At 72.2% G+C, this 3,149-nt stretch carries 3 protein-coding genes and 1 pseudogene; all 4 read left to right on the top strand.

Features of this window, described 5'->3' with window-relative positions; translation table 11 throughout:
- Positions 1 to 817 (top strand): annotated as a pseudogene (locus NS220_RS18825) (DNA polymerase III subunit gamma and tau); the annotation flags it as partial.
- Positions 817 to 1,410 (top strand): recombination mediator RecR, encoded by a 594-nt coding sequence (gene recR, locus NS220_RS18830; RefSeq protein ID WP_058232585.1) that lies wholly within the window; start codon positions 817 to 819, stop codon positions 1,408 to 1,410. The pseudogene NS220_RS18825 and the gene recR, both read left to right, overlap by 1 nt.
- A 190-nt stretch (positions 1,411 to 1,600) precedes the next feature.
- Positions 1,601 to 2,137, top strand: coding sequence for a hypothetical protein (locus NS220_RS18835; RefSeq protein ID WP_058625471.1), 537 nt, complete (start codon positions 1,601 to 1,603; stop codon positions 2,135 to 2,137).
- Positions 2,138 to 2,176: 39 nt separating this feature from the next.
- Positions 2,177 to 3,149 (top strand): serine/threonine-protein kinase (locus NS220_RS18840; RefSeq protein ID WP_153004384.1); only part of this gene is annotated, 973 nt, incomplete at its 3' end.

Here is a 3,149-nt window from a genome sequence, read left to right on the forward strand (position 1 = left end):
CGCCGGTGCAGACCCCTCGCCTCTCGAGCCGGTCGCCCCCACGCCCCCGGCGGCCCCCGTCGGTCCGATCGAACTCGGGCATGTGCGCGACGCCTGGCCCGAGATCCTCGCTCAGCTCGAGGTGGCCAGTCGCTCGTCGTGGCTCATCGTGTCGACCTCGACGGTCGCCGCCTTCGACGACGACGTCCTCACGCTCCTCTTCCGCACCGCCGGCGACTTGACGTCCTTCAAGACCCGTACGGCAGAGGGGGGTCCGAGCGAAGACCTTCGTCAGGCGATCCTCGCCGTCCTCGGTGTGCGGGTGAAGTACCTCGCGCGCCTCGACGGAGACGGCCCCGGTGGCCCCGGGCCGTCTGTTCCCGCAGGCGGTCCCTCCGCCCCGCCCCGCGGGGGAGCGAAACCCGCGGCCCCCGCGCGCGCGTCGGCCCCGTACTCGGCGAGCGTCACCGACTGGGCCGTCGCCCCGATCCCCGGAGCCGCGCCGGGAGCGACAGCCCCCGCCACGGCTCTCGCCGTCGACGACGAACCCGAAGAGGCACGCCCGTCGCCCGCTGTCGCGCCGCGCGCGCGCGAAGGGGGCGTCCTGCCGCCCACCGAGGTCTCTCGATCCGTCCCGGCCCCCGATGAGGTCGACGACGACGACGTCATTCCGCCCGCCGACGAAGCCCCGGACGCGCCCGTCCCGCCCGTCGTCGTTCCCCGGATGCCCCCGCTGCGGGGCGGTGTGCAGCGCTACGGCGAGGCGGTCGTCCGCCAGATGCTCGGCGCGACCTACCTGCGCGACGAGCCCTATGAGCCCCCGACGAGGTTCACCTGATGTACGACGGCATCGTCCAAGACCTGATCGACGAGTTCGGGCGGCTCCCGGGAATCGGTCCGAAGTCCGCGCAGCGCATCGCGTTCCACATCCTGCAGTCGCCGAGTTTCGACGTGTCTCGGTTGTCGACGCTGCTGGGCGAGATCCGCGACAAGGTGAAGTTCTGCGAGATCTGCGGCAACGTCTCCGAGCAGGAGCGCTGCTCGATCTGCCGCGATCCGCGCCGTAACCCCGCGCTCATCTGCGTCGTCGAAGACGCGAAAGACGTCGCGGCGATCGAGCGCACCCGGGAGTTCCGCGGTCTCTACCACGTACTCGGTGGCGCGATCAGCCCGATCGCGGGTATCGGCCCCGACGACCTGCGTGTCGCGCAGCTCATGCAACGGTTGGCTGACGGCACGGTGCAAGAGGTGATCCTCGCGACGAACCCCAACCTCGAGGGCGAGGCGACGGCCACCTACCTCAGCCGTCTGCTGCACACGCTCGAGATCCGCGTCACGCGATTGGCATCCGGTCTTCCGGTCGGAGGCGACCTCGAGTACGCCGACGAGGTCACCCTGGGACGCGCTTTCGAAGGTCGCCGCACGCTCTGACGCACGTCGCGGGCGCGGCGCGCTCGTTTCGGAGAAATCACCCTATGTCGCGAATCGTTGCGGGCTGGTGAACCGGTCGTTCACCCCCTGCTCGCGCGGTGGAAACAGAACGCGGGCACTTTCTGTTCTGCGGACGACCGCCTGACGACCCGAAACGTCTGGCGCACCGTCCGCCAGACAGGGGCCTTCCGTGAGCGATCGACTCTCCGTCACGCGCGCCCGCCTCGGGCGCGTGATCTTCGACACTTTCCGTTCCACCTACGACCCGCGCCTGGCCGCTTGGCTCCTGCTGCGGTCCCAGCTGCTCCCCGAGCTTGCGGGAGGGCAGCTCGAAGCGCAGGCCTCCCCGGCCGGGACGAGCGTCGTCACCTTCGGCGTCTTCGGGGTCTGGCGTCTGCTCGCCACCAACAACCGGGAACTGGCGCGGTGTGCGGCGGTGTTCGCGTCGCCCGCTGCGGCGGTCGAGGCCGCACGCCAAGACCAGGCCCGCGTGGGCCAGCTCCAGCTGACAGCCGTCCGCGGCCCCAGCTCCACGAAGCACGCGTGGGTCCTGCGCAGCGCGGGCCTCCCGGTGATGACCACCGCGCGGTGGTACGAATCCGCCGGTGAGGCATCCGCCGCCGGGCGGACCGCCGCGAAGGTCTTCGCCACGGCGAACGTCGTCGACGGCGTGAGCATCGGCACCGCTTCCGGGCGGCGCTCACGCGTCCTGGACCGGACCACGTGAGCCCTCTCGCGCCGTTCGACCGACCGCCCGGGCGTCGTCGTGGGTGACGACGACCGGGCAGGCGTGATCGCCGGGCGGTTCCGCCTGGGCGGCCTGCTGGGTTCCGGGGGAACGGCGTCGGTCTTCTCCGCCGTCGACACCGCGACCGGGCGCCAGGTGGCGGTCAAGCTCCTGCATCCGCATCTCTCCGAGAGTCCCGCCGTCCGCGCGGCGTTCCTCGATGAGGCGCGGCGTATCGCCACTCTGTCCCACCCCTGTGTCGTCACCATCGTCGACCTCGGGACCTTCGTGGACGGAGGGACCCCCATCGCGTGGATCGCGCAGCAGCTCGTGGAGGGGACGAGCCTCGCCGAGCTCGTGCCCCCCGGAGAGGGGCTCGCCGTCGACGAGGCGATCGAGGTCGCCTCGGACGTCCTGTCCGGTCTCGCGGCGGTCCACCGGGCCGGTCTCGTCCATCGCGACGTGTCGCCGGCCAACGTCCTCGTCCGATCCTCGGATGGGGGGCTGCGGGCCACCCTCCTCGACTTCGGCCTCGCCGACGCCGCGGGGGAGACGACCCACGGAGACGACGTCCTGCGCAGCTCCGTCACCGCGGCGACCGCTGGGATCGTCGGCAACGCGCACTTCGCCTCTCCGGAACAGCTGTCCGGCGGGGCCGTCGGCCCGGCGGGCGACCTGTATCAGGTGGGCGGCCTGCTGTACTTCGCGCTCACCGGGCGGGCACCCTTCGGCGGAGGTGACCGCGCCGCAGTCATGAGGGGGCACCTGAGTGCGCCCCCGCCCGTCCCCTCGGTCGGTCGACGCGGCATCCCGCCGGCGCTCGACAGGGTCGTGGTACGCGCTCTGCTGAAGGATCCCGATCTCCGATACGCGGATGCCGACGAGATGCGCTCCGCCCTGATCGCCGCCCTCGCGCGGACCGCTGCGCCCCCTCCCGCCGCCGCGGTCACGACGGCGACGCGCGCCCTGCGCCCGGCCGAACCGATTCCGCCGCGCGTCGAGACCCCCGCGC

The organism is Microbacterium testaceum, from assembly GCF_001476655.1.
GTDB lineage: Bacteria > Actinomycetota > Actinomycetes > Actinomycetales > Microbacteriaceae > Microbacterium > Microbacterium testaceum_C.

Excerpts from the sequence above, each read along its gene's own strand:
- recR (WP_058232585.1), top strand. The coding sequence starts at position 817 with ATGTACGACGGCATCGTCCAAGACCTGATCGACGAGTTCGGGCGGCTC.